At 58.1% G+C, this 25,761-nt stretch carries 27 protein-coding genes; 10 read left to right on the top strand and 17 right to left on the bottom strand.

Annotation, left to right across the window (positions count from 1 at the left end):
• The first annotated feature begins 3 nt into the window (after positions 1 to 3).
• Positions 4 to 645: a 3-oxoacid CoA-transferase subunit B gene (locus ACIPIJ_RS09165; RefSeq protein WP_401075178.1), complete on the top strand. Its 642-nt coding sequence runs from the start codon at positions 4 to 6 to the stop codon at positions 643 to 645.
• Between the two features lie 344 nt (positions 646 to 989).
• Here the strand turns inward: ACIPIJ_RS09165 and ACIPIJ_RS09160 are convergent, their stop codons facing one another.
• The 5 genes from ACIPIJ_RS09160 to ACIPIJ_RS09140 form a co-directional block, all read right to left on the bottom strand.
• Positions 990 to 1,550, bottom strand: coding sequence for a hypothetical protein (locus ACIPIJ_RS09160; protein WP_401075746.1), 561 nt, complete (start codon positions 1,548 to 1,550; stop codon positions 990 to 992).
• A gap of 384 nt (positions 1,551 to 1,934) precedes the next feature.
• On the bottom strand, positions 1,935 to 2,429 hold the full coding sequence (locus tag ACIPIJ_RS09155; RefSeq protein WP_401075175.1) for a hypothetical protein: 495 nt from the start codon (positions 2,427 to 2,429) through the stop codon (positions 1,935 to 1,937).
• A 78-nt stretch (positions 2,430 to 2,507) separates the two neighbouring features.
• Positions 2,508 to 3,485, bottom strand: coding sequence for a saccharopine dehydrogenase family protein (locus tag ACIPIJ_RS09150; protein ID WP_401075173.1), 978 nt, complete (start codon positions 3,483 to 3,485; stop codon positions 2,508 to 2,510).
• Positions 3,473 to 3,883 (bottom strand): VOC family protein, encoded by a 411-nt coding sequence (locus ACIPIJ_RS09145; protein ID WP_401075170.1) that lies wholly within the window; start codon positions 3,881 to 3,883, stop codon positions 3,473 to 3,475. The genes ACIPIJ_RS09150 and ACIPIJ_RS09145 overlap by 13 nt, the downstream gene beginning before the upstream one ends.
• A 15-nt stretch (positions 3,884 to 3,898) precedes the next feature.
• Positions 3,899 to 4,642: an SDR family NAD(P)-dependent oxidoreductase gene (locus tag ACIPIJ_RS09140; protein WP_070096007.1), complete on the bottom strand. Its 744-nt coding sequence runs from the start codon at positions 4,640 to 4,642 to the stop codon at positions 3,899 to 3,901.
• A 139-nt stretch (positions 4,643 to 4,781) separates the two neighbouring features.
• Between ACIPIJ_RS09140 and ACIPIJ_RS09135 the strand changes: the two genes are divergently transcribed.
• Positions 4,782 to 5,675 carry an AraC family transcriptional regulator gene (locus tag ACIPIJ_RS09135; RefSeq protein ID WP_175442723.1) on the top strand — a complete coding sequence of 298 codons (894 nt, stop codon included), beginning with the start codon at positions 4,782 to 4,784 and terminating at the stop codon, positions 5,673 to 5,675.
• Between the two features lie 5 nt (positions 5,676 to 5,680).
• On the opposite strand, the gene ACIPIJ_RS09130 is transcribed toward ACIPIJ_RS09135, so the two are convergent.
• Positions 5,681 to 6,145, bottom strand: a complete 465-nt coding sequence (locus tag ACIPIJ_RS09130; RefSeq protein WP_070096008.1) for a nuclear transport factor 2 family protein — start codon at positions 6,143 to 6,145, stop codon at positions 5,681 to 5,683.
• A gap of 118 nt (positions 6,146 to 6,263) precedes the next feature.
• On the opposite strand from ACIPIJ_RS09130, the gene ACIPIJ_RS09125 reads away from it, so the two are divergent.
• Positions 6,264 to 6,650, top strand: coding sequence for a helix-turn-helix domain-containing protein (locus ACIPIJ_RS09125; RefSeq protein ID WP_070096009.1), 387 nt, complete (start codon positions 6,264 to 6,266; stop codon positions 6,648 to 6,650).
• Between the two features lie 334 nt (positions 6,651 to 6,984).
• Here ACIPIJ_RS09125 and ACIPIJ_RS09120 read toward each other — a convergent pair whose 3' ends face one another.
• The gene (locus tag ACIPIJ_RS09120) at positions 6,985 to 7,413 is read right to left on the bottom strand and encodes a cupin domain-containing protein (RefSeq protein WP_259135877.1); all 429 of its coding nucleotides are present in this window, start codon (positions 7,411 to 7,413) and stop codon (positions 6,985 to 6,987) included.
• A 138-nt stretch (positions 7,414 to 7,551) separates the two neighbouring features.
• Here ACIPIJ_RS09120 and ACIPIJ_RS09115 point away from each other — a divergent pair, with 138 nt between their 5' ends.
• Complete coding sequence (locus ACIPIJ_RS09115) at positions 7,552 to 8,451, top strand: LysR family transcriptional regulator (protein WP_401075166.1); 900 nt, start codon at positions 7,552 to 7,554, stop codon at positions 8,449 to 8,451.
• 63 nt (positions 8,452 to 8,514) lie between these two features.
• Here ACIPIJ_RS09115 and ACIPIJ_RS09110 read toward each other — a convergent pair whose 3' ends face one another.
• The 4 genes from ACIPIJ_RS09110 to ACIPIJ_RS09095 form a co-directional block, all read right to left on the bottom strand.
• Positions 8,515 to 8,928: a putative quinol monooxygenase gene (locus ACIPIJ_RS09110; RefSeq protein WP_401075163.1), complete on the bottom strand. Its 414-nt coding sequence runs from the start codon at positions 8,926 to 8,928 to the stop codon at positions 8,515 to 8,517.
• Positions 8,929 to 8,987: 59 nt separating this feature from the next.
• Positions 8,988 to 11,366 (bottom strand): membrane-bound PQQ-dependent dehydrogenase, glucose/quinate/shikimate family, encoded by a 2,379-nt coding sequence (locus ACIPIJ_RS09105; protein WP_401075160.1) that lies wholly within the window; start codon positions 11,364 to 11,366, stop codon positions 8,988 to 8,990.
• Between the two features lie 118 nt (positions 11,367 to 11,484).
• Positions 11,485 to 12,249 (bottom strand): SDR family NAD(P)-dependent oxidoreductase, encoded by a 765-nt coding sequence (locus ACIPIJ_RS09100; RefSeq protein WP_259135873.1) that lies wholly within the window; start codon positions 12,247 to 12,249, stop codon positions 11,485 to 11,487.
• A gap of 42 nt (positions 12,250 to 12,291) precedes the next feature.
• Entirely contained in the window at positions 12,292 to 13,539 is a 1,248-nt protein-coding gene (locus ACIPIJ_RS09095; RefSeq protein WP_266030821.1) for a multidrug effflux MFS transporter, read from the bottom strand.
• Between the two features lie 323 nt (positions 13,540 to 13,862).
• Between ACIPIJ_RS09095 and ACIPIJ_RS09090 the strand changes: the two genes are divergently transcribed.
• From ACIPIJ_RS09090 to ACIPIJ_RS09080, 3 genes are read left to right on the top strand one after another with little or no spacing between them, the layout of a single operon-like run.
• Positions 13,863 to 14,354: a cupin domain-containing protein gene (locus tag ACIPIJ_RS09090; protein WP_259135871.1), complete on the top strand. Its 492-nt coding sequence runs from the start codon at positions 13,863 to 13,865 to the stop codon at positions 14,352 to 14,354.
• A complete protein-coding gene (locus ACIPIJ_RS09085; protein ID WP_266030819.1) occupies positions 14,351 to 15,139 on the top strand; it encodes a carboxymuconolactone decarboxylase family protein in 789 nt (262 codons plus the stop codon). The genes ACIPIJ_RS09090 and ACIPIJ_RS09085 overlap by 4 nt, the downstream gene beginning before the upstream one ends.
• Before the next feature lie 13 nt (positions 15,140 to 15,152).
• Positions 15,153 to 16,355 (top strand): NAD(P)-dependent alcohol dehydrogenase, encoded by a 1,203-nt coding sequence (locus ACIPIJ_RS09080; protein ID WP_401075155.1) that lies wholly within the window; start codon positions 15,153 to 15,155, stop codon positions 16,353 to 16,355.
• A 30-nt stretch (positions 16,356 to 16,385) separates the two neighbouring features.
• Here the strand turns inward: ACIPIJ_RS09080 and ACIPIJ_RS09075 are convergent, their stop codons facing one another.
• From ACIPIJ_RS09075 to ACIPIJ_RS09065, 3 genes are all read right to left on the bottom strand, one after another.
• Entirely contained in the window at positions 16,386 to 17,303 is a 918-nt protein-coding gene (locus ACIPIJ_RS09075; RefSeq protein WP_259135869.1) for a LysR family transcriptional regulator, read from the bottom strand.
• Positions 17,304 to 17,785: 482 nt separating this feature from the next.
• Positions 17,786 to 18,700: an AraC family transcriptional regulator N-terminal domain-containing protein gene (locus ACIPIJ_RS09070; protein WP_401075152.1), complete on the bottom strand. Its 915-nt coding sequence runs from the start codon at positions 18,698 to 18,700 to the stop codon at positions 17,786 to 17,788.
• 158 nt (positions 18,701 to 18,858) lie between these two features.
• Positions 18,859 to 19,074, bottom strand: coding sequence for a hypothetical protein (locus ACIPIJ_RS09065; RefSeq protein ID WP_401075149.1), 216 nt, complete (start codon positions 19,072 to 19,074; stop codon positions 18,859 to 18,861).
• Positions 19,075 to 19,532: 458 nt separating this feature from the next.
• Here ACIPIJ_RS09065 and ACIPIJ_RS09060 point away from each other — a divergent pair, with 458 nt between their 5' ends.
• The 3 genes from ACIPIJ_RS09060 to ACIPIJ_RS09050 all read left to right on the top strand — a co-directional run bounded on the left by ACIPIJ_RS09060 (position 19,533) and on the right by ACIPIJ_RS09050 (position 21,658).
• Positions 19,533 to 20,270, top strand: a complete 738-nt coding sequence (locus ACIPIJ_RS09060; RefSeq protein WP_401075146.1) for an SDR family oxidoreductase — start codon at positions 19,533 to 19,535, stop codon at positions 20,268 to 20,270.
• Between the two features lie 27 nt (positions 20,271 to 20,297).
• Positions 20,298 to 20,552, top strand: a complete 255-nt coding sequence (locus tag ACIPIJ_RS09055) for an Atu4866 domain-containing protein (RefSeq protein WP_401075143.1) — start codon at positions 20,298 to 20,300, stop codon at positions 20,550 to 20,552.
• A gap of 206 nt (positions 20,553 to 20,758) precedes the next feature.
• Entirely contained in the window at positions 20,759 to 21,658 is a 900-nt protein-coding gene (locus ACIPIJ_RS09050; RefSeq protein WP_401075140.1) for a helix-turn-helix domain-containing protein, read from the top strand.
• A 218-nt stretch (positions 21,659 to 21,876) separates the two neighbouring features.
• Here the strand turns inward: ACIPIJ_RS09050 and ACIPIJ_RS09045 are convergent, their stop codons facing one another.
• The 3 genes from ACIPIJ_RS09045 to ACIPIJ_RS09035 form a co-directional block, all read right to left on the bottom strand.
• Complete coding sequence (locus ACIPIJ_RS09045; protein ID WP_401075742.1) at positions 21,877 to 22,638, bottom strand: SDR family NAD(P)-dependent oxidoreductase; 762 nt, start codon at positions 22,636 to 22,638, stop codon at positions 21,877 to 21,879.
• A 316-nt stretch (positions 22,639 to 22,954) separates the two neighbouring features.
• Positions 22,955 to 24,088, bottom strand: coding sequence for an aminotransferase class V-fold PLP-dependent enzyme (locus ACIPIJ_RS09040; protein WP_401075138.1), 1,134 nt, complete (start codon positions 24,086 to 24,088; stop codon positions 22,955 to 22,957).
• Positions 24,089 to 24,689: 601 nt separating this feature from the next.
• Complete coding sequence (locus tag ACIPIJ_RS09035; protein WP_401075136.1) at positions 24,690 to 25,685, bottom strand: LysR family transcriptional regulator; 996 nt, start codon at positions 25,683 to 25,685, stop codon at positions 24,690 to 24,692.
• Positions 25,686 to 25,761: the final 76 nt, after the last annotated feature.

Genomic DNA, 25,761 nt, shown 5'->3' with positions numbered 1-25,761 from the left:
GCCATGACCATCACCAAAAAGCTCTCCCGCACCGAGATGGCCCAGCGCGTGGCCGCAGACATCCAGGAAGGCGCGTACGTAAACCTGGGCATTGGCGCCCCCACCCTGGTAGCCAACTACCTGGGCGACAAGGAAGTATTCCTGCACAGCGAGAACGGCCTGCTGGGCATGGGCCCGAGCCCGGCACCGGACGAGGAAGACGATGACCTAATCAACGCCGGTAAAGAGCACGTCACCATGCTCCCCGGTGGCGCTTTCTTCCACCACGCCGATTCGTTCTCGATGATGCGTGGCGGCCATCTGGACATCGCCGTACTGGGCGCGTTCCAGGTATCGGTCAAGGGCGACTTGGCCAACTGGCACACCGGCGCCGCAGGTTCGATCCCCGCCGTGGGCGGCGCAATGGACCTGGCCACTGGCGCCCGCCACGTGTTCGTGATGATGAACCACCTTACCAAGTCCGGCGAAAGCAAGTTGGTGCCCGAGTGCACCTACCCGCCGACCGGCTTCGGTTGTGTCAGCCGCATCTACACCGACCTGGCCGTGCTGGATGTAACCTCAGATGGGCTGCGCGTGGTCGAGATTTTTGCGGATATCGACTTCGAGCAGTTGCAAGCGCTGAGTGGCGTGCCCTTGATCCAGTAATCGGCGCAGCACGCATTGAGCCTCGAATCGGCGTCCTTTAAACCGCTGCTCGGGCGGCTGATTCTGACCGATTTCAGCCGATACCGACGGGCCGCTATGGGTCGGACAGCGACGGTCATACCTTGACCGTCGCTGTAGGCGATCGGGCCTCCGTCTGCTCCGCCATCGCCAATGCGTCATCGAGCTTGATGTATCCAGGCCTCTGGAGCCAGCGTGTTCGCTCTGCAATCTCAAACTACCCGGGCCGCTGAGTTTTCCGCTGTATCACAATTGCTCGCGATGACACGCGTTCCCAGCTTCAGGCTAAGAAACCCGTGCTTTCAGGCGGCAAAGCGCTGGTCTGCCTATGAGTTCAATGACACGGCGGTATCGAATACCGACAACGGTAGATAGGCCAATGTAAGGGAAGCGTAGAGCCGGCGTGACGGTGCAAAGAAAGCTGCCGACGACAAGGTGATCATGACCAGATCCAAGACTGCCCACAGCTGAAATGGTGAGGCATGGAAGAACACGATATTGATCACACTGCCTAGTCCGAGGTACGTACAAATCGCCAATAAAGCGTACCGCCCATCCTGCTCAAAGTAGACCTGAAGGCCATCCAGTTCGTCCTCGCTGCGGCTTGGGAGGATCAACGCCGCAGCGGTGAATAGCGCGAGGGTCAGACTGACCAGAAGCAGGAATTCTCCGAATGAAAATTCCTTCTTGATGGTGGAGAGGTCATTGAGGGCCCACCAGAATTGCAGTTGGAAAAGAAAAAGCGTGAAGGCCCATGCAAGAGCTACCCAGTCTGGCCTGGCGGTGCGGCGGATCCGAAAAACGGTGATGAGGCCCAACAGGATCCTGGTTATGGACAAACCCAGTACCATCGAAAGCACAGTCACCAGAACTGTGAAGTTGGCCACGAAAACCTCCTCGAATGTACGCTCGCTTTCGCAAAGCGTACCGTTGATGGCCATTCCCGCTCGCCGCAGCATCCCAGGCTCTCGGGTGATGAATTAAGTAATAGACGACGTCGAGCATGAAACCATGCGGCTTATCCGCCTCCCGCCGAGGGGCGAGTCAAGACCACGCAGCCATTCGCAGTTGACCGCTAATGACCCAAGCGGCCACCCAAAGAAAGAGCCGCCCGTATACTCGGTACCACCGCGAGCAGACCGCTCCCGTTTATTTGAAGTTCGTTAGCGAAGAGCAAGTCAGTCAGTGCCACCTTGCAGTTGGCAGTCAGCTAAGGGTCGAAAGCAGCCGCTGCTTCTCTACAGACTGCGAACGTTGCTCGACCCGCATTTCTACTCCATCACGACAAAAATGCTCAGGGCATGACTGCCTTTGGCCTGCTCTCGATACACGTGAATCGATCCACTACCGACCAGGGCGCTTGCTGCCGCTGGGTTTTTTAGCGCCTCGCGAATTTGGGTGGGGATCGATAAGCCCAGCAGCCGCACAGATAGACGGTTCGACGCGTGCAGCAGCTCTCGCTCAGCGGCATCAAGGACGTTTGGATTCTTGACCTTGACGATGAGGGACACCCGCTTTACGCGACCCTCCTCACCCTCAGCCAAGTAAGTCATTTCGCTGCCCTGGCGCTCATCGCCGCGCACTGGCCGACCGGGACTTTGACATCGCGCCCCGTTGCTTGAGGTTTGCGTCCAGTTGCCAGCGAGCAATTGTGTATCCCGCAATATCGCGCACACCACCGCAGGATCGTCTGTTTGCAACGCAGCCGAGCAGTCCAAGGTGGTGAAAAGTGCGAGCAGCGCCACGCCGCATATCGAAATGTTCATCGCATCCTGCCTGTGGTTCGTTGTCGAGGTTGTCGGTGAATGACGTCAGGGCAGCTTTGCTCGGCTGCCCAACTCTGACTAGAAATCCGTAATGGTTGTACCGGCGATGGTCTCGGCGAACCCGACACCGAGTAGGTGTGCCGGTGTTTCGAAACCCGCTCGACGCTCACCGCCCAGCACACGACGCGCCGCCTCAACTGCTGCCAGCGGTGTGTAGGTGTACCCGTTGACCGTCTCAATCACTGAGCGGGCCTTACTGCCATCTGCTCCCACGACCTCGGCTACGGCAAACGCACGATGCGCTAGACGTTCATCTTCACTTGGCCCTTCAGGCAGTTCCGAGAGGTCACCCTCGGGAAAGGCGGCGTCCGGGATGTGCACGTACATGGCGATGTCGGGAATGCCTGTGGATCGCCAACCGGTCACCAGATCCCCGAACGACAGTGGCACGCACAGCTTTGGGCCGGCTCCAAAATCAAACTGTCGGGGTGGCTGATCGGGGGTCGCCACAAGTTGACCTTCGACACGCGCCAGCACACCTGCGCCGATGATCTCACTCACGCTCGATGCCGAGCCGCGAGACATGGGGCCTGCCACTTGCAGCGCCACGTTCAGGGACTGAGGTTGTTCAACCCTCGCCGCCACATGCAGGGCCAGGCAATCAGTCGGCACCACGTCCCAGCCCACGCCAGGCAGTAACATCACGCCCGCTTGCGCAGCTTCAAGATCCAGAGACTCCGCCAGCCGGTAGACGTTGATCTCTGCGGTGATGTCCAGGTAGTCCACGCTTGACTGAATGCAGGCGCGCATCAACGGCTCGGCGGTATGCGCAAATGGCCCGGCGAAATTCAGCAGGACGCTGATACCGGCCAGGGCGTCTGCCGTTACGTGTTCAGCGCTGAACAAGCGAAACGGCAGATCCAGTTCGGCGGCCAGAGGCGTCAGTCGGTTCGCGCTACGCCCCGCCAGAATCAGTTCCAGGCCAGCTGCTTTTGCGTGCTTCACGGCCATACGCCCGGTGTAGCCGGTCGCACCATAAATCATCAGGGTCTGCATTGGGCGTGCTGCCAGTTTTTGTAGACGAATTCGAGGCTATAACCGTCCGGGTCGAGGACATTGGCCGCGTAGTAGTTCGGGTCGTAATGCAGCCGCGCGCCGGGAGCACCATTGTCTGTCGCTCCTTGGGCCATGGCCGCTGCATAGGCAGCATCGACGTCGGCACGGCTATTGGCGACGAAACCGACGTGCACCGCCTGCCCCTCAACCACCCCTTCGCGCAGCCAGAAGAACATTCGGCCATGAGCGCCAAAACCCTTGAGGTCAGGATGACCGGGCGGGCCGTCCTTGCCGTCGTAATCCAGACGTGCCGTGATGCCAAGCGGCGTCAATGCCGCCTCGTAAAAATGGATCGAGCGCTGGATGTCGCTCACCGAGAGAAAAATATGATCGAGCATGGAGCCTCCGACAATTCAGATGATGTAGCCGCCTGCGACTTCGATGGTCTGGGCATTGATCCAGGTGCTTTCGCCAGACACCAGCATCGCGATGACGCGAGCGACGTCTTGCGGCTCACCCACCCGGCCCAGCGCGGTTTGCCCGGCGAGCAAGGCCTCGAACTCATCGTTCAATCCGCCGCCCAACTCGGTGCGAATTGCACCGGGAGAAACCGCATTGGCGCGAATACCGCGCTCGCCCAGCTCCTTCGCCATGTAGCGGGTCAGCACTTCGAGACCGCCTTTGAAGGCGGCATAGGGCGCTACGCCTGCGGTCGCAACGCGCGTGGTAGCACTGGTCAGGTTGACGATGCTGGCGCCGTCTTCGAGCAACGGCAGCAGGGTTTGAGTCAGGAAAAAAGGCCCTTTAAGGTGCACCGCGAACAGGCCGTCGAACTGTTCCTCGCTGACCGATTCCAGCGGATTGAACAGCCCGTACCCTGCGTTATTCACCAATCCAGCCAGCGTAGTTATGCCCCAGGTCATTTCCAGAACGGTGAACACCGAATCACGAAATGCAGCGAAGCTTGCGGTATCGCCTACGTCCAACCGCAGTGCAACGGCCTTGCCACCCGCCGCCTCGATTTGCCCGACGACCTGGTTTGCTGCATCGGGATTCTGGTTATAGGTGAGGATGACGCCCATCCCTCGCTCTGCAATGTGTTGAGCGGCGCTCGCGCCGATGCCGCGACTGCCTCCGGTAATAACGATGACGCCCATGGTGCGATTCCCGTGTCGATGACTTGAGCCTCCACAGTAGAGATCACGCCCCTTCGAAACGTGGCCATTCCTACTCGAAACCTGCCTGTTTCTGCTTTTTGCTTGCCAAGTGCTGAAAGCGCGGGGCAGCATCCAGTCCATGAATACACAACTAAATGAACTGCGAGCCCTGACTGCAAGTGCTGAAAATCGACGCACTGAAACGGGAATTCCCAGGGTGGCTATGGTGCAGGGTGAGATTCCCGAGCACATGCTGGCCGCCGTTTACGAGCCGATGATCAACCTGATTCTCCAGGGCAGTAAAACCATGACTGTCGGGGAGCACACGTTGCACTATGACCCGGCGACGTACTTTGTGATGTCCATCGAGCTGCCCGCCGTGGGCTCTGTTCATCCGGCATCGACAGGTGAGCCTTATTTGGCGGTAAGCCTGACGCTCGACCCGGTGGCGCTGACCACGTTGCTGGCCGATCTACCGCTTCCAGCGGATCGCCACGATCAGGATCCGGGTTTTTCCGTAGCGCCGGTCACGCCTGAGCTGATGGATGCCTGGGTGCGGCTGCTGCGCTTGATGGGTGACCCGCAAGGTATCGCGGCACTCGCGCCCGCCTACGAGCGCGAAATTCTCTACCGCGTACTGCAAGGCCCTCACGGCTGGATGCTGCGTGAAATCGCTGCGCCAGACTCGGCCATGGCCCGCGTCAATCAAGCCATTCAATGGATCCGCCGCGACTTTGCCCAATCCATTCGCGTCGAACACATGGCTGAAAGAGCCGCGATGAGCGTCTCGGCCTTTCACCGGCATTTCAAGGCCGTTACCACACTGAGTCCGCTGCAATACCAAAAACGTGTTCGCCTGCTTCAGGCGCGCACGCTGATGGTGGCCAACGCGAAAAGTGTCACTGCTGTTGCTTTTGAAGTCGGCTATGAAAGCAGCAACCAGTTCAGCCGGGACTACGCGAAAGTCTTCGGGCTGCCGCCTTCACGAGACGCTGCGCGCATTCTCAGCGAACAAAGAGTATTTAAGGCGTAAACAAATTAAACACCGGCCAGGACGGAGGGATCTCCCGTGCGCCACACGTTGTCCACGATGATGTGCTGGATCAGCCAGGTTTCACCCTGTTTGACCAACTGAACGTCGTAGCGGTTTTTCATGAGGTAATGACGAGTCCTGTCGGTTTTCAGCACGTGCTGGGCTTCTACCAGCGCATCTAGCACTGCCTTGTCCCCGTCAATGGTGACGCGGGCATTGTTCACCGAGTGCGTGGTGTCGAACGGGGTGAGTGAAGCCATCAGGGCTTGCACAATTGTGTCCCGCCCCTCCAGAACAGGGTATTCAAAACCGGCTTTAGCTGCGGCTGGCCTGAAATCAGAAACTGCACTTTCCGTAAGAACCGAAGCCAAAAGCGCGGGGTCACGCAGATCGATACCCGCCGCGTAGCGGTAAAGTGCTTCAGCAACTGCAAGTTTGTCAGTCGTTTCTTGAACGAGTTGAGATGACATGGTTAACACCCTGATTGAAGTAAGGCGTCAGGGTATAAGATGCAGAATAAATGACAATTACGCACTTTCAGGTCATCAGGTTTATCCGAATACACCACATGCACGCGAAGAGGCTTATATGATTGACGCCAGGATCGACATACCCAACGACGCGACCAGTTGCCCGAGTCGTTATTTACTGGATCAAATCGGTGATAAGTGGACGATGCTGATTCTCACAGCGCTTTGCGAGAAGCCACTGCGTTTCAATGAACTGAAACGGTGTCTGGAGGGCATCACGCAAAAAGCGTTGACGCAAGCCCTGAGGCGACTCGAACGCAACGGGATACTTGCTCGTCTTGTCATTCCCTCTTCGCAGGTGGCAGTGGAATATCGAATAACCCCCTTGGGACGGACTCTGGAGGAGCCTTTCACGGCGCTACGCCTTTGGACGGTCCAGCATCTGTCCACTGTCATGGAGGCGCAATCGGAGTTCGATGAGCGCGAAACCCAAGTTCGCTGCTGACACGGGCAGTGCCTGAAGGGTCAGCACATACAACGATTCCGCTGGTGCCCTCTCTGTCGGGCTGACGATGAATAGGCTCGGAACTCAGAGGCTGCCCGCTGCTTCGGCTGGCAAACCTCTTCGAGGACTGGCAGTCGTCGTTGTGCAGGTCAGGTGGCTCCACCCTAGTCATTTGATGTGGAGTGACCGCTATCGGCCAGAAGCGGACATTTGTAGACCTCGTGCACGGGCGTAGAACCGCAAACTTGAAAAACTCAGAGGTCGCCGTCAATGAGGCCTATGGGTGTCCCCATTTGATCTGAGAGGAAAAAGGATGGACGATCGAGTCCCCCCATCAATGACTGTGGTCGTGGGGAGTAGAGGTAGGGCCGACGTTGTATTCCTCATCCGTCACCTTCTCCATCCAGACGACGTTCACACCGTCTAAAGCTTCTTGAATGGCGATGTGTGTCATCGACGTGGTCGCTGACGCCCCGTGCCAATGTTTATGGCCAGGCGGACACCAGATCACGTCACCGGCACGAATTTCAACGATCGGCTCGCCTTCGCATTGAGTCCAGCCGCAGCCTGCGGTAACGATGAGCGTTTGCCCCAGCGGATGGGTATGCCAGGCGGAACGGGCACCCGGCTCGAAAGTTACGCTAGCCACCGTCACCCGTGAAGGTTCTGGCGGGAAGTTCAGAGGATCGACGCGCACCGTACCAGTGAACCAGGCTTCCGGGCCTTTCATCGAAGCCTGCGAGCCAACACGTTTGAGTTCCATAAATACCCTCTTTTGATCCGTTAAGTCATTGAAGAACGCCAAGGCAGTCCACCGCTTCAGCCGTGGACTTACTCTAAGATCATTCAGGACCTATGATTAGACGGCAGAATTGGCATGCACTTATGCTCAGGAGCATCAATGCGAGAAAACCTGAATGATTTGTTCGCGTTGCTGACCGTGGCCCGCGAGCGAAACTTCACCCGCGCTGCCGCTCAGCTGGGCATTTCGCAATCGGCACTGAGCCGCACCATCAGTGCCTTGGAAACCCGGATGGGGCTGCGACTACTAACCCGCACCACACGAAGCGTCTCCCCCACCGAGGCGGGAAGGAGAGTGTTGGCCGCGATCACTCCTCGTTTTGAGGAAATCGATGCAGAACTGGAGGCGCTGAGCGACCTTCGCGACAGGCCGACCGGTACAGTCCGAATCACAACCACTGACTACGCAACACAGGCCTATGTCTGGCCGCGTCTGAAATTGCTTCTGCATGAGTACCCGGATATTCGGGTCGAATTGATCAATGATTACGGGCTGGCGAACATCGTCGAGCAAAGCTACGACATCGGGATTCGTCTGGGCGATCAAGTCGAGAAAGACATGATCGCCGCCCGTATCAGCCCGGACCTCACCATGGCTATCGTCGGCGCGCCACATTACCTGGCTGCAAACGGCCCTTGCGTGACACCCCAAGACCTCACCCATCACAACTGCATCAACCTGCGGCTGCCAACCCGGGATTCGCTGATGCCTTGGGAACTGAGCAAAGGGGGGCGCGATTTGCAGGTCAGGGTCGATGGGCAGTGGGTGTTCAACAGTACGTATCAGATGCTGGAGGCCGCACTGGAAGGCTTCGGCTTGGCTTACGTTCCCTTCGACCTGGCAAAGCCTCACGTCGAGACCGGGCAACTGGCCTGGGTACTTGAAGAATGGTTCCCCACCTACCCCGGCTATCACCTTTTCTACCCCAGCAGGCGGCAAACGTCACAGGCGGTCGCCCTTGTGGTAGAGGCCTTGAAAGCCGGGAGTTCGGCAACGTAGAAACCGAAGAATTGGCCTATATCCCGCCATACAGCAAAATCTGAGATGAGAGCAGCAGAACCCTCACGGGGCAGTCAATCGCTCGCCAGCGCCAGGCTGCGCATCCAGCATCACCGGTTTGGTTTCGATCAAACGTTTGCTCAGGATCATTATCTGAGTGACCGCGACATATTTCTGGAAGTGAGGCGAGGCGATGTGGCTGCGGTAGGCCGCGTCGCTGGCGTAGATTTCAAAAAAATGAAGTTGGTTAGGGTGATCCTTGTCGGCCACCGAATAGATGGACACCACACCCGGCTCGACCCGGATCGACTCTGCAATTTCTTCCTTGACCGCACGCTCATAGGCGGCCAGTTGCGCAGGATCGATCTCAAGCTGGGCGATGCGGATGACCCGGCCTTGCGATTCACCGCTCACCGCCTGTTGTACCGGTAAAACCACCATCGCCATCACTCCCAAGATTGCTTTGACGTTCAACATGACCTCTCCCGTACGTACAGCATCACCAAAAAAACCACTTCACAGCCCCCCTGCCAGGTTCATTGGGGCAGTGCATACGCCACGATGTAATCGCCTTTCTGGGTAGTAGCAGAGTTACCGCCCGCGCTGATGAGCACGAACTGCCTGCCCGTCTTCGGCGAGACATAGGTCATGGGCGTGGCTTCGGCGCCAACCGGCAAGCGCCCTTTCCAGAGTTCATCACCCGTGCGTACATCGAAGGCCCGGATATAGAAATCCTGAGTGCCGGCCATGAACACCAGCCCTGTCGAAGTGGTGATCGGCCCTCCCCGCGTAGGCATGCCAATCGGCATCGGCAAATGGGTCGCGATACCCAGCGGGCCGGTCTGTTCGGTGGTGCCCAACGGCATCGACCACGCCACCTTGCGCGTCGCCAGATCAATGGCCGTGAGAGTGCCGTAAGGCGGCTCCTGGCATGGAATCCCAAGCGGCGACAGGAAGCGGCCTTGCTCGATACCCCAAGGAGTGCCCGCCTGCGGCGCGTTGCCTTCATGGCCGCCGCCACTGTGGGTTTTCTCGTCGTAGGCGGCGCGTGGAATCATGCGATTCCAGATGGCAACGCGGGTGTCGTTGACGATCATGTAGCCAAGGTTCTCAGCGATGGAAACCGAACCCCAGTTCATGCCTCCCAACCAGCTCGGATATTGAATCGTCAGACGCTCGCTCGGCGGCGTGAATTCACCCTCATAGCGCGCCTTGCGAAAATCGATTCGGCATATCAACTGATCTAGCGGCGTGAGGCCCCACATGCGTTTTTCACTGAGCGGCTCGGTGCCAATGGACGGCATGCCCACGGAGTAAGGCTGCGTCGGCTCCGTGTGATCGTCTGCCACGCCGCCCTGTGGAACCGGTCGCTCCTCGACCTGCGCTATCGGGGTGCCGGTGCGACGGTCAAGCATGAAAATCTGGCCGCGCTTGGTGGTCTGGATGAGCGCCGGGAGCACGCCGCCATGGCCATCCGGAACGTCGTAAAGCGCCGGTTGCGAAGGTACATCGTAGTCCCACAGATCATGATGAACGGTCTGGAAACGCCAGCGTTCGCGGCCGGTCGCAATGTCCAGCGCGACGACGGAAGATGAATACCGATCATCGGCTTCGGTGCGATGGCCGCCCCAAAAATCCGGGGTCGCGTTGCCGGTGGGCAGGTAGATCAAACCCAGCGCATCGTCGAAGGCAGGTGTGGACCAGACATTAGGTGTGCCAGGGGTGTAGGTTTGACCTTCTGGCGGCTCACGTGTAATCGCCGGATTACCCAGATCCCAAGCCCAGGCGAGTTGCCCGGTTTGCGCATTGAACGCGCGGACTACGCCAGACGGTTCGCCGGTTTTCTGGTTGTCCCACACCAGCCCGCCGACAACGATCAGATCACGAACCACTGTGGGTGCCGCAGTCGGAAAATACAGGTCCTGATCCTGGCCTCCCATGCCAATGCGCAAACTCACGCTGCCATGGTCGCCAAAATCAGTGCAGGCCTGCCCGGTCTGCGCATCCACTGCGACCAGTCGTGCATCGACGGTGGTGGCGATGATCCGTCGTGTACAGGCTTGTGGGCCTGCAACCGTGGCAGAGGCGGCTTGCTCAGGTGTCGCGTCGTAGTAACCCACGCCGCGACAGCGCGGGTAGGTGTTGTTTGCCTGCACCTTGGGATCGTGATGCCAGATCTCCTTGCCCGTGTCGGCGTCCAGCGCGAACAACTGACTGGACTGGGTGCAGCCGTAGACCATGCCGTTGACATGAAGCGGCGTCACAACATGGCCTTGGCTGCCTGCGGGAATTTCGCCTGTCCGGTAGGTCCACGCCACCTTCAGACCCGATACGTTTTGCGGTGTGATCTGGTCGACCATGGCATGGCGTGTGCCCGATGGTGTGTGGCCGAAATAGCGCCAGTCGGTCTCAGGCTCGACCGTTCCGACTGCCTTGCCCGGCACGGGCGCTGGCGTTCCGTCAGCCATCTGGATGGGCTGCGGTTGCAGCGCGGTGTAAAAGGTCACCCCCAGACCGACCGTCACCACTGCCGCTGTAAGGTACGCCAGCGGAGCCGGGGCGGGACGTCGGCGGGCCCGCAGATGCGGGGCCGCCATCAGCACGAAAACCAACGCCACGCCCAGCGCGAACAGCCGGGAAAACAGTGGCCAGAATGCCAGACCTACATCCCACACCGACCAGACGACAGACGCCGCGAACACCAGCAGATACACGACCGCACCCGGTAACCGCTGCCGTATCAGAAACAGGCCGCTGACAACCAGTCCCGCTCCCGCCAACGCGAAATACCACGACCCGCCCAGCACGACGAGATACCCGCCCCCCACAAGCAGCGCCAGGCCAACGAGTAAGACGACGATACCGAGGATGATCAGCAGTGCAGTAGTTAACCTGGGAGTGCTCGATGGCGGCATGGATCTGGGTTCCTTTCAGATGATGTTCAGGCAAAGCCTGACCATGACTTCAACAAAGTTGAAATCTGAAGTCTGGGGTTTTGTCGTGAGGCGTCAGGTGTATGTGGCTGCAATCACATCAGCGCATGATGAATCCGCCGTCCACCGAGATGGACTGGCCAGTGACGTAGCTCGAGGTCGAACTGCTCAGCCAGAGCACGGCATCGGCGATCTCTTCAGGTTTGCCGTGACGCCCCATCGGAATCATCTGGGTCATGCCTGCCAGCGCTTCGCCTTGACCGCTTGCGACCATTTGATCGGCCATCGGCGTCCAGATCAGGCCTGGACACACGGCGTTGACCCGAATGTTGCGAGCGGCGTATTCAAGAGCTGCGCTCTTGGTCAGGCCGATCACGCCATGCTTTGCTGCGTGATAATTGGCACGTTCGGCACCACCCACCAAACCACCCAAAGACGAGCAATTGACAATGGTGCCGCTGCCTTGGCGGCGCATGTGTTCCAGTTCGAACTTCATGCAACTCCAGACGCCGCGCAGGTTGACCGACATGACCTTGTCGTAGTCCTCGACCGTCGCATCGGCGATTTCTGCCAGTTTGTTCTGGATACCGGCGTTGTTGAACGCCGCGTCCAGACGGCCAAAAGCGGCGACGGTTTCCTTGACCATGGCTTCGACCTGATCCATGTCAGATACGTCGCAACGAATCCCGATGGCGCGATGACCTTCGGCGATCAAAGCCTCGGCAGCCGCCTGCGCGGCTTCGCCGTTGACGTCGGCCAATGCCACAGCGGCACCTGCACGGGCAAAGGCCTGCGCAGTTGCCAGACCGATACCGGACGCAGCGCCGGTGACCAGCGCGACCTGATTCTCGAATGAAAAGCTCACGGGTGTGTTCCTCAGTTCCAATGGTTCAAGTTTTAAAATGGTTCAATAATCGTCAGGGGCGCGCAGCACCAATACCGCGCTGATAAGGCACCCCACTCCGCAAACGGCCAGTACCAACCCCATCGGCCAGGGTGTGCCGTCAGCGAAAATAGCTACGAGCGCCGAGCCGAAAATGCCCGCGCCGTATTGCAGAGCACCGGCCAGCGCAGAGGCTGAGCCTGCGAACTGCGGCATACAGCCGAGCGCGCCCGATATCGAGTTCGCCAACACCAGCCCCGTAGCCGATACGAATAAAAGGCAGCCGCAGATCATCAGAGGCAGTCCGCCCAGATCGGCCCACGTATTGATGGCGAGCACCAGTCCGGCCACGCAAGAGACCAACCCGCCCACGGTCATCATCGTGTCGCTGGTGTAGCGGTTGAGCAGCTTGGCGTTGATCTGATTGGTGAGCATCAGCCCGACGATCCCAGCGCCAAACAAGGCGCCATACCATTGGGGGGTGACGTGGTGATAGGTGATGTAGGCAAACGGAGAACCGGCGATGTACGCGAATGTTCCGGCGTAAAAGAACCCACCCGCAGCGACATAACCGATGAATTTGCGGTGGCTTAGCAAACTTCCGTAGCGCATCACGACTGCACGGGGTGATGTAAGCGTTCGACGGTGAGCTGGGAGGGTCTCGGGCAGCCACAGCAGACTGGCCAAGGTCGTCAGCGCAACCAGCACCAACGTCCAGAAGATCGCCTGCCAGGACAACCAGTGCAGAATCTGCCCACCCACAGTCGGACCCGCCAATGGGGCAATTGCCATGATGGTCATCAGCGTCGACATCTTCTGCGCAGCACGCTGGCCTTCGTACAGGTCACGCACCATCGCTCGTGCCAGGACGACATTGGCGCACGCTCCCAATGCCTGAATAACTCGCCAGAAGATGATCGTCGAGCCGTCGGCAGCAAGCGCGCAGCCGCTGGAACCAATGATAAACAGCAGCAACCCCAAGGCGACTGGCAGGCGCCGCCCGAAGCGATCACTGAACGGCCCCCAAAACAGCTGGCCCAGACTGAACCCCGCCAGATAACCGCTGACCGTCAGTTCCATCATGCCGCTGGTGGCATGCAGCGACGTCGCCATGACCGGCATCGCGGGCAGGTAGAGATCAGTGGAAATGGAGGCAAACGCCAGTAACGCACTGAGAATCAGCAGAACCCGCAACCCATGCTCAACAGTATTTGTCGATACTTCGGCCAGCGCGACGTCACCACGCGACGCAATCACCTCCAGTTTGCTCACTGTGTGTTCTCTCGGGGGAAAATACGAATGCTTGCCGCGTGGGATCATTCTCCTGGACCCTTGATCTTCAATGCTGGAAAGGGGCAACGCGACGCCATTGTTCGGTGGGGTTACGGTAATCAACCTCGACTGAGACAAGTACCCGCCTAAAGCGGGATGTTCCTGTGAGTATTACTCATCAATCACCCAAGCAGCGTTGACGTTGTTCGGCTGGCTAATTGATGAGCATTGCTCATCGCTTCATGCAGGATTTGTGGGGTAGTTCTGCCGAAGATGTTCCACTAGCGTTTCAGCTCTTCCGTTTAACGAGCAGGAGCTTACCGATGAGAGCACTCGCCACCCTATCTACGCTGGCCGCGACATTGATGGCCACGATGTCTGGCTACGGCGCCGACATTCCCGCCGAGAAAACCATGAACGTGATTCGCAATGGCGAGCAGGCCTCCATCATGGGTGCACCCGGAAATTTTGTGGGTAGCGCCCGAATTGATCCACTGATCGCGGTACGTGCGCCCTCGAAGGTGTCGGCAGGTGCGGTTACCTTTCAGCCCGGCGCGCGCTCGGTGTGGCACACCCATCCCTTGGGGCAGACGTTGGTCGTCACGGCTGGCATGGGCTGGATACAGCAGGAAAACGGCGAGAAAATCGTCATCAAGCCTGGCGATGTGATCTGGACGCCACCCGGCGTCAAACATTGGCATGGCGCGACTGCAACGACCGGGATGAGCCACATTGCGATCCAGGAATCCCTGGATGGCAAGAATGTGGAGTGGCTGGAGCCTGTCACTGAGGCACAGTACGAGGCCTCACGATGAAGTTGGTGAAGCTAGGATTGGCCTCTCTGTCATTGCTGCTGGCAGCGTGCTCCAACCACACGCCCGGCGACTCGGCTCAAACACCTCCTGTTCCAAGCCTGGATGACATGCGTGCCGTGTCTCCAACGCTGGCACACAACACTGAATCGATGCTGCTCGGGGAAGTGTGGAAACGCCCAGGGTTGTCTCCTCGCGACCGCAGTCTGGTTACCCTCGCAGTGCTGATTTCCAAGCAGCAAACCGTCGAATTGGCGTACCACCTGAACCTGGCCCTGGATAACGGCGTCAAGCCTTCGGAAATTTCCGAAGTCATCAACCATCTGGCCTTCTACACCGGTTGGGGCAATGCCACCGCAACCATTCTGGTGACCAAGCAGGTGTTCGCCCATCGCGGCGTCACAGCGGATCAACTCCCCCCCGTATCCCCCCCGCTGCTACCTATCGACCAAACATCAGAGAAAGTGCGCACGACCTTCGTCGACAAGACAGTCGGTCCGGTATCACCGGGTGTGGTGCATTACACCAGCGCTGCTCTCTTTCACGACTTGTGGCTACGACCCGGGCTCGCTCCACGGGATCGAAGCCTCATAACGGTCAGCGCTTTGATCGCCACCGGGCAGGTCGCACAGCTCGGCGCGCACCTCAACCGAGCCATGGACAACGGGCTGACTCAGGGAGAAGCCTCTGAGGTGCTGACACAACTGGCGTTCTACACCGGATGGCCGAATGTGTTTACCGCAGTGCCCGTAGTCAACGATGTATTTGCTGGCCGCAAGAAAACCTGAGGAGCGAAGTTGCATGAGTGAAGAGAAGACATCCGACGCGACGCCTTCGGCCATGAGTCGGCGCAAAGTATTGATGGCGGGAGCAGGACTGGCGGCTGCTCCCTTGCTGAGCGGAGCAGGCGAGTCAGTAGCCCAGGCTTCGGAACCTGCACAACTCAAAGGTCCGTTCAGCGTCCGTGCCTACGGCACGAAAGGGGTCCGGGCGGGCTTTGCACCAATGCAGATCCAGCGCCGGGCCGTGGGCCCCAAAGATGTGTTGATCGATATCGAGTACGCAGGCGTCTGCCACTCGGATATCCACATCGCACACAGCGAATGGTCCGAGACACCCTACCCCTGCGTTCCTGGCCATGAAATTGTCGGTAAAGTCTCAGCCATTGGAGCGCAGGTCACCAAATTCAAGGTGGGTGATTATGCAGGCGTCGGGTGCATGGTGGACGCATGCGGCACCTGCGAAAATTGCCTGGCAGACCGCGAACAGAACTGTCTCAAAGGGACGACATTCACCTACGCATCCCCAGACAAGGTGTTGGGAGGGATGACGTATGGCGGCTACTGCGAACGCATCGTGGTGGCCGAGCATTTTGCGATCCGAATGCCTTCGGGCGCCAACCTGGCAGCCATGACGCCACTGCTTTGCGCGGGCGTCACGACCTTCTCACCGATGCAGCACTGGAACCTCAAACCCGGGCAAAAAGTCGCCGTCATCGGCCTGGGAGGATTAGGACATGTTGCAGTGAAACTGGGTGCCGCTCGGCGAGCCGAGGTGACGGTCTTCACCACCACTGCCAGCAAAGTTCAGGACGCCAAGCGCTTGGGTGCGCGTGAGGCGATCTTGTGGAGCGATGAAGCAGCCTTTGATCGACTCGCCAACCACTTCGACCTGATCATTTCCACGGTGCCGCAGGCCTACCCCATGCAGCGCTTCGTCAACCTGCTGAAACTAGATGCGACCTTCGTTAACGTCGGCGCTCTGGATGACCTGCAAGGATTAAGCGGAATGCTCATGGCGTTTGGACGCAAAACATTCGCCGGTTCCCTGATTGGCGGGATCGCCGAAACTCAAGAAGTCATCGATTACTGTGCGGCACGTAACATCTCCGCGGATATCGAATTGATCAAGCCAGACGAGATTGACCAGGCCTATGCACGAGTTATCGATAAGGATGTGCGCTATCGATTCGTCATCGATATAGCCGCCTCGAAACGAGTCTGAGAAAGCCAGCCGCATCGAGGTCTGATGCGGCTACGGCAGGCACTCCCCCATTGGTTTAAGTTCCCTGATCAGGTCGATCAACAGCGTCAGGCCCATCGGGACCTGCCTGTGGCTCGAAAAGTACATGTGGAATCCCGGTGCCACGCTGGCCCAGTCATCGAGCACCCGGATCACCTCCCCGCGCTCCACCAGAGGAGCAATCGCAGGCTCCGGGGCGTACATCAGACCAGCTCCCTGGCGCACCAGCGAAAGCCCGACGCGTGTCTCGTCGATGGTGATGCAGCCCGGAACAGCAATTGCCAACTGCTCACCGTCCTTTTCGAATTCCCAGTCATACATTGCGCCATTCCCCAGGCGAATGCGCAGGCAACGATGTTGCACAAGATCGTTCGGATGCTGCGGCACGCCGAAACGTTTGAGATAGTCCGGACTGCCTGCCACGACCCAACGGATGTCTGGTGACAGACGCTGGGCGATCATGTCTTCGGGCACCGTGCCGCCGTAACGAATACCAGCATCGTGCCCGCCGCCGATGACGTCTACGATCAAGTTGGTGACTGTCAAATCGACTTGCATGTCCGGGTAGCGGTCGTTAAAGACCGGGAGAACCGGGCCCAGCAAGAGATCGGCAGCGTCACTGAGAAGATTAAGACGAATACGCCCGGTAGGCTCATCCCGATAACGATTCAACGCTTCGGCTGCTTGAGCGATTTCGTCCATAGGCTTGCAGATAAAGCCGTGCAACTCCTCGCCTGCCGCCGTCAGCGTGACACTGCGAGTGGTGCGGTTGAGGAGACGAACGCCGAGACGCGTCTCAAGCCCCTTGATGGCATGGCTCAACGCGGACGCACTGATGCCAACCTCCTTGCCCGCCCGGCTGAAGCTCTGGTGCCGGACAATGGCCAGGAAATAAACGAAATCGGCAAAGTTTGCACGGTTAAGATTCATGTTCCATGGTCCGCTAGTGATGGAGAAGGCCCCATTAGCCATCCAAAGTGGCCGCCATTCTACGGGTGATTGAGCCGCCGACTAATGAGTATTAATCAGTATATAAGCATAAATTTCTCATCAATATCCTTAGGGTCGATGTTGCGCGTGTTATGGGCTCACCTTCACGAATCTGCTTAATGCATTGCGAATCACATGACTAGTCAGTGATCGACATAGGTTCTGATTCGCGAATAGCCGTAACGAACGTCCCAACGATTCCTCTCGAGATTCTGTCGAAGATGAGGGCTTGGTATGTCACCTGGCGGCTAACAACCAGATGTGAGGCGATCTAGGGAACTAACCTAGGGATGACCGCTTTGGGTCGAAAGCTGCCACTCTCGACTGACCGCTTTCGCCCCATAGCGGACCATGAGGCACTGCACCTCATTCTGCTCGACGTCCGCCATCAGGATTGTTTTAGCCAAGCCTTCAGCAGCACCTCACCCGAGAGACCGAAGCTTCGCGATATCTCGGCTCGGTGGAGCCCCAAACATTCGGCTGTATTCACGGCTGAACTGTGACGGGCTTTCATAACCCACTTTGAACCCGGCTGTGGAAACATCCAGTCCGTCTGAGATCATCAACCTGCGTGCGTGCTGGAGGCGAAGTTGTTTTTGATACTGCAAAGGACTCATTGCGGTGACAGCCTTAAATCGATGATGAAGCGTGGAGTTACTCAGGTTGACGTAGCTCGCTAGCTCATCAATGTGCAACGGCTGTGCATAATTATTGTTCAGCCACTCAATGGCACGAGTCACGCGATGGGTCTGGCTATCGGTTATGGCTATCTCATGTAAACGCTGACCCTGCCGGCCTTTGAGCAGTCGGTAGAAAATTTCTCTTAGTACAAGCGGCGCCAACGCTGGGATGTCTGATGGGACATCCAACAGACGTACCAGTCGCAGCATCGCATCGAGCAAGGAGCTATCGATCTTATCCAGATATAGCCCTCGGTGGGGCTGTTGGCTCGGCACGCCGATAGGACTGACGTCTGCGATCATCTGAGCGATTTCTGCCGGATCGATATCCAGGCGGATGCAGAAATAGGGCTTGTCTGGGGATGCCTCTGTCACCCGACCCGCTAGAGGCAGGGTTACCGAGACGACCAGATAGTTCAAAGGGTCATAGACATAGCTCTCTTCCCACAACTGCACCTGTTTACGGCCCTGCACAATGATGCATAACCCCGGCTTATGTACAGTGTGGATCACATCGGTTGGAGTATCACTGCGTATGAAATGCAGCGGAGCAATTCCCGTCTGAAACACGCCGTAGGTCGGAGCAAAACGTTTCATGGTTGATGCTAGCTCGGCCCTCAGACGTGTCAGCTCTTCGTCCCAATCATCCACTGCCATTACCTCCCGTTAGGCTGTTTCTATTGCAAAGAATAAGTTGGTCGGCAGCCTTTTGGGTAGATGCTTAATGAACCCTTCAACTGCAAGAGCCCGGCGGGCCGGGCTCTCGGTAGGATGGGCTATGCACGTCAGACATAGGTGGCGCGTTCAGCATCAACTCAAGCCACTCTACGGGCATTAAGACCTTCCGCACCACCCTCTGCCACGCGGCGGTAAGTGAGACGGTTCGCACCACTTTCAACCACAAGGGGAGCCATCACTTCTTTGCCGGTCTGATTGGTCCAATGGCCGATTTCTTTGGCTGGCAGTGCCATCGAACCTGCACTGAGAGCAGATAAGGCGATTACAGTGATCATTGAATGTACTGTTTTCATGACAGCGACTCCGTGATTTGCGATGGATTCGTTGCCGGTTGTCAGTGCAAAGCGTGACGTGGGTTCCTGTTTGTTGCAGGCTCGGTCGCTCTGATGGCCGGCGGCAGAAATCCCACCAACGTGAAGAAGTGATAACCCACCGGGTTTGTGCGCAAGCCTGTCGGGCGCTGCAAGAGCCTGAGTGGCGTAACCATGAAACGCTGGTATGGAGGAAGTGTGGACCGGCCTCACATGGCTGAATAGACACTTAATTTCGTGGTTTATGTTCGATGAAATAGATAAGCACTTTTTGCCTTTTGCCCGCCGACATTGCATGACGTTCAACGCCGAGCACTCACGCAGGATCGTGCATGTTGCCCGCAGGAATCGGATAACCCAGCCCAGCCCAGGCTTCTTACTCTTGCTTCACCACCTACGTATCGGCGGTGGCCTCTAAAGCCAGAAACAGGAGTATGAAAATGCACGGCATCGAACAAAAAGTCATCGTGATCACCGGCGCCAGCAGTGGCATCGGCGAAGCAACAGCCCGCCTGCTTGCCAGCAAAGGCGCTCGCGTGGTCTTGGGCGCCCGCCGCACAGATCGCCTGGAAACTCTGGCCAAAGAGATTCGTTCAGCAGGCGGTATCGCTGATGTCCTGGCGCTGGATGTCACCAACCTGGATGACATGCAGTCCTTCATCGACTTCGCTGTCGAATTGCACGGCCGCGTCGACGTTCTAATCAACAATGCCGGCGTCATGCCGCTTTCGAAACTCGAAGCGCTCAAGGTCGATGAGTGGAACCGGATGATCGATGTGAATATTCGCGGCGTTCTGCACGGCATTGCCGCAACGCTGCCGCTCATGCAAGAACAGCGCGCCGGTCAGATCATCAATATTGCCTCCATTGGAGCCTACGCTGTGAGCCCGACCGCTGCGGTGTACTGCGCTACCAAATATGCCGTACGGGCCATTTCCGAGGGCTTGCGCCAGGAGGTGGGCGGTGATATCCGGGTCACCGTCATTGCCCCAGGCGTCACCGAGTCCGAACTGGCCGACAGTATCTCCGATGAGGGCGGGCGTGCCGAGATGCGCGAGTTTCGCAAGATCGCGATTCCAGCCTCAACGATTGCCCGGGCGATCGCCTACGCCGTAGAACAGCCTGCGGATGTCGATGTCAGCGAACTGATCGTGCGTCCAACCGCAAGTCCATTCTGAATGTCCGGTCGACAGCGAGGAAATGCCATGGGTGAACCACTTGGGGATCAGGACAAATACGTTGGCATGTGGGTGACGGCTGACGGTCGCATTCGCCATGAGCTCCTGCCTGGCGGCCGGTATGACGAAGCCCGCGGAGGGCAACAAAGCGCCTATCAAGGTCGATACTGGTTAGAGGGTGATCACATCGACTATGTGGATGACACCGGCTTTACTGCCGACGGGGAGTTTCGCAGCAACGTGCTGTATCACGCAGGGATGATTCTCTATCCCGAGCGTTGAAACGCCGGCCGGAATGGAGACATTCCGGCTTTTTTTCGACTACTGCCTTTCAGAACACGCATCCAGAGCGTTTTTTTACGTCCCCTACAGGTCCGCGAACGGCCCTCACTGTCGAACACCTAGGCTTGAACTTCGAGGCCACCCTGTGAGACCAATGCCCGAGATCGCTCGTTCGAGCCGGCTTACTGACTGAGGCGACAATTCCCATGGATGTTATAGCGCGGACTTCAGCCCATGGTTTGGAGGCTTACATTCGGGGTGAACGGCTTGCCGCCTCGGACGTTCTGGCCGATCGGGATATGTTGGTGCAAATCTTTAACCGGGAGCGTGAGGAAAATAGCTTCATCGTTCCTGCCGTAGCCGAGCCCTTACTGGTGTGGATTATTTCAGGGAGTGCTGCCGTGCAGGAGCGAGAGCTTGACGGCGATTGGCAATGCAGCCAGGTGGCTAAAGGTGATTTCTTTTTAACCACCTCGGCACAGCCGTACGAAATGCGCTGGAAAGTGGACGGAGCAGAACCCTTCGAAGTAATGCATATCTATCTCGGCATTCCCCTTTTGGAAAAAGCCATCCATGAGGTCTTGGGCGGCTTCGTGGAAGCGGTTCGACTACGTGAAGTCTCGGGTGGGCGTGACGATGGGTTGTCCGTTCTACTGGAGCAAGTTCGCCTGGAGCTGACGGGGCACAGGGCTAGCCCTCTTTATCTTCAGGGGCTGGCCCAGTGCATTGCCGTTCACCTTGCCCGCGGTTACCTAGACAGCTCAGCGGACGATATCGTGCGCCGCAACGCGTTGCCCGCTTACAAACTGCGCCGGGTGCTGTCGGCGATGGAGGCCGATCTGGCTGGGGAATTCAATCTCGGGCACTTGGCCGAAATAGCGGGGATGAGCGAGTACCACTTCAGCCGGCTGTTCAAAAAAGCCGCTGGTTATTCCCCGTCGCAGTTCTTTATCAGACTGAGGATGGCAAGAGCACGGCAGCTCTTGGTCGAAACGGATCGGAGCGTGATCGATATAGGCTTGGAGATCGGATACAGCAGCCCAAGCCATTTTTCTCAGGTGTTCAAACGTGAGGTTGGCGTCACGCCCACTCAATACCGCAAATAGTGAGTGGGCCGCACCATTCAGAGGTTCTGGGAACGGAATTGCTGGCGAAAATCCAGGGTATCCCCCGCCACCATGAATTGACCGCCCCCTTGTCGTGCAGCGTTCTCGGCTGCTCCATCGGTCTACGAAGTGCGGTCATGACGCCTTCGTTGCAAAGGTCTAGTAGCGAGAAAACGCGTTGTACTACCGATGCAGCACAACGCGGACAAGGCAAAGGATCAACCTACCGGGACGCTCATGCCGCCATCGGCCATGACCACCGAACCGACAATGAAGCTGGCTCGCTCGGAAGCCAGGAAAGAGACGATCTCGGCGATCTCTTCCGGTGCTGCAGCTCGACCGATCGGCGCGGACTTGCCATGCTCTTGCAGGAACCCACGACCGTCTTCCATGAAGTGGTTCAACAGGTTGGTAACCACATCCCCCACGCCAATGGCATTGACCCGAATGCCGTGCTCGATAGCTTCCAACGCCTGGGTACGCGTCAACTGCGCCAACGCGCCTTTGGACGCGGTGTAAGCCGCGATACCGGGGAAGGCGAAGTAGGACGCGTACGAGGCGATGTTCACGATTGCGCCGCTCTTGTTCTTCATCATCTCCTTCATCGCCTCTCGGGAATGAAGAAACGCACCCGTCACGTTGGTTTGCATCTGCCACTCCCAATCTTCTCGGGTCATCTCGACCAAGGGCTTGTACAGGATGCGACCGGCGTTATTGACCAGGACGTCCAGCTTGCCGAACTTCTCTACCGCCAGCGCCACTGCTTGCTCGGCAGAGCCGTCGACGGTGATGTCGGCGACGAAAGGAACCAGGCCGGGCCGCTCAAGCGCGTAGACTTTCGGGTCGATATCCTCGGCGATTATTTTTGCACCGCGAGTGTGAAGAAGCTCGGCGATAGCCTTACCGATGCCGCTAGCCGCGCCGGTCACCAGCACTACTTTGCCCGCAACTTCGTTTGGGGTTGGGGTGAAGTCAGTCATTTCATGTCTCCAAGTCAGGAATTGGTTGTCGCTTTCGACGATGCCAATTTCTCTCTTTTTGACGTTAAACTCCTTGGCGACCTTGCTCTGCCTATCGGAGTTTTGCTTCTTTCGTTGCAACACTTGGCAGCGCGCTAGCTCGCCATCACCACGGGAGCGTCCAACGCGTAAGCCGCCTGGAAGGGATCGTAGTACTCACGGATATCGTGCTACCGAGGCTACGAGCGGCAGCTGTGGGTCGAAGGCAGCCGGTCGCGACTGACCACTATCGCCCCATATCCCACAACCCTAGCCGTGCGGTAGCCAAGAAGAGGTCTTACTTCACCATCACTTCTTCCAATGCCTGTTCAAGGGTGCTGACCGTGCGCTCTATATTGTGCAGCTTTTCGAGCCCGAACAGACCAATACGGAAGGTCTGGAAGTCGGCCGGTTCGTCACATTGCAGCGGCACTCCGGCGGCTATCTGCAGGCCGTGCTCTGCAAATTTCCTACCGTTCTTGATGTCAGCATCATCGGTATAGCTCACCACTACCCCGGGGGCCTGAAAGCCGGCTGCGGCCACACTTATGATGCCTTTGCCGGTCAACATGGCGCGCACCCGATCGCCCAGGGCCTGTTGTTCACCGCGGAGTTTGTCGAAACCGTAGGCTTGCATTTCATTCATCACGTCGTTGAATCGCGCGAGAGAATCGCTGGGCATGGTCGCATGGTAAGCATGTCCGCCCTGTTCATAAGCCTGCATGATCTGAAGCCACCTTTTCAGGTCGCAGGCAAAGCTACTGCTATGGGTCTGCTCGATGCGCTCGAGGGCCAAAGCACTGAGCATTACCAGTGCGCAGCAAGGGGAGGCACTCCACCCTTTCTGCGGTGCGCTGATCAGCAGGTCGACTGCGCACGTTTGCATATCAACCCACAGCGTGCCTGAGGCGATGCAATCCAGCACGAACAGCCCCCCCACTGCATGCACGGCGTCGCCAATGGCCCGCAAGTAATCGTCGGGCAGTATGATCCCGGATGAGGTTTCAACGTGGGGGGCAAAGACAATCTGCGGCTTATGCGCCTCAATGGCCGCCAGCACTTCGTCCAGAGGCGGGGGCGCGTAGGCTGCCTGGTGAGCCGTGTCGACCGGTCGGGCTTTCATCACCGTGGTAGCCGCCGGGATGTTGCCCATCTCAAGGATCTGGCTCCAGCGATAACTGAACCAACCGTTGCGGATCACCAGGCAATGCTGGCCGGTGGCAAACTGTCGCGCGACCGATTCCATGCCGAATGTACCGCTGCCCGGCACGACTGCAACAGCTTGGGCGTTGTAGACCTGTTTCAGGGTCCTGGAAATGTTTTTCATCACGCCTTGAAATGTCTGCGACATGTGATTGAGCGAGCGGTCGGTGTAGACCACCGAGTACTCGACCAGCCCCTCAGGATCAATACTTGGATAGAGCTTTGACATGTGGTGATTCCTTTGGCAGAGATGTCATTGGTATGGACCCTGTCCTATGCCTTGGCAAACGAGAAGATTGATCGGGACTGTTTACAGGTATCGTATAGCCGTTACGCCAGGGCTATGCAGACCGCCTCGAACCAGCGTGTTGATCAGTAGCCTTACTCCCTTCCCATCAGGGGCACGAACGCTTCTGGATCAATAGGTAGGGGCCCCTCGCCGCCATTGCTATGGCTCAGCAACCGGTAGTACTCGACAGGGAGTTCCTGTGGAGCGATAGCGCTGAGCGAACCTAAGGCCGCGTCCGAAGCAGGGTAGCTGATGCCACTCCCCATGAATCATCATCGCCCCTCCAGATGAGCCGCCGGCCGCTACCGTGCGGATTTGGCCTTCACGTTAGCAGATTCAAATCGTCATGCAGCGGGCGATTTTGATCGACAGCCGGCCCTGGCAAGCGTCTGCTTTGGGTCGATAGTGGTCAGAGGCCGGTACTGACTACTGAGCGTTGGGACGTTGTCCGCCATGGCCGTCAAGAAGCGCGCTCGCAGCGTCTTGGGTCAAGTTCATGAATCGTCATCCGTATGTCGAAACCTTGATCGACATTAGACGTTCAAACCGCGCCCTTTTTCATAGCGCTCTTGCGGCCCTCGCCGGAGTGCTTTGGGGCCGTAAGGCCGAACACCGGCTGCGCAACAGCCTCAACGCTGATGCGGCTATAGATGGCCTCGACCAGTGCACGAACCTTTGGCAGCGTCTGCCTGTTTTCAAGCCATGCAATATTGATAGGCAACCCGCTGGTGGTCAGCTGGGGCAAGATGTTCACTAGCGTGCCCGCATCAAGATGCGCCTGCACCAGCCAGGTAGGAAGCTGGGCAATCCCCAACCCGGCCAGCACCATCGCCAGCTGCCCTTGCGCATCGCCGATGGCGATCCGGCCCGAGACAACGCGTTGCTCGCTGTCGCCTGCCTGGGAGCCCGGGAAGTGAAGTGGGTAGACCCCGCCGTCACGCTTGCCGTAGAGCACGCAGCCGTGCTCATGCAAGTCCCGTTCAGTCGTGGGTTTGCCTTGGCGCGCCAGGTAGCTGGGCGCCGCGCAAAAAATCTGCCGCTGGACACCCATCAAGCGCCGCTCGACCCCCGCAGGCCATGTCTCCGGGCCGCCAATGCGTACCACAATGTCGATGCCCTCCTCCACCTGGTCGACGAAGCGGTCCGTCAGCGTGATATGCGGCATGAGCAACGGGTGTTCGGCGATGAAGTCGATCAGCACCGGCATCACCCGCAGTTTGCCGTATGAAGCAGGCAGGTCGATACGCACCCGGCCGCGAGGCTCGGTCTGGTCCGCGTGCATGTCCAGTTCGGCCTCATCCAGGCTGGCCAGCATGCGTTTGCAGGTTTGGTAGTAATTGAGGCCTGCATCGGTCAGTGCAAGACGGCGAGTGGTGCGCTCGAAGAGCTTGATGCTCAGCCGTTCTTCCAGGCGTGCGATGCTTTTGCTGACGGCGGAGGTCGTCAGGTTCAGGCGTTCGGCGGCGGCTGTGAAACTGCCGGCCTCGGCGACACACACGAATACGACCAAGCCTTTGAAGCGTTGTTCGCTGAGCACGGTGACCTCGATTATGGAATTTTATTCGGCGCCATTATTGCCGAAATACCGCAGATGATACTTTTTTTCCACTATA

It is taken from the genome of Pseudomonas sp. NPDC087185, from assembly GCF_044744955.1.
Lineage (GTDB): Bacteria > Pseudomonadota > Gammaproteobacteria > Pseudomonadales > Pseudomonadaceae > Aquipseudomonas.
The sequence above is the reverse complement of the archived record's forward strand: the minus strand, read 5'-3'. Positions and strand labels throughout refer to the sequence as shown.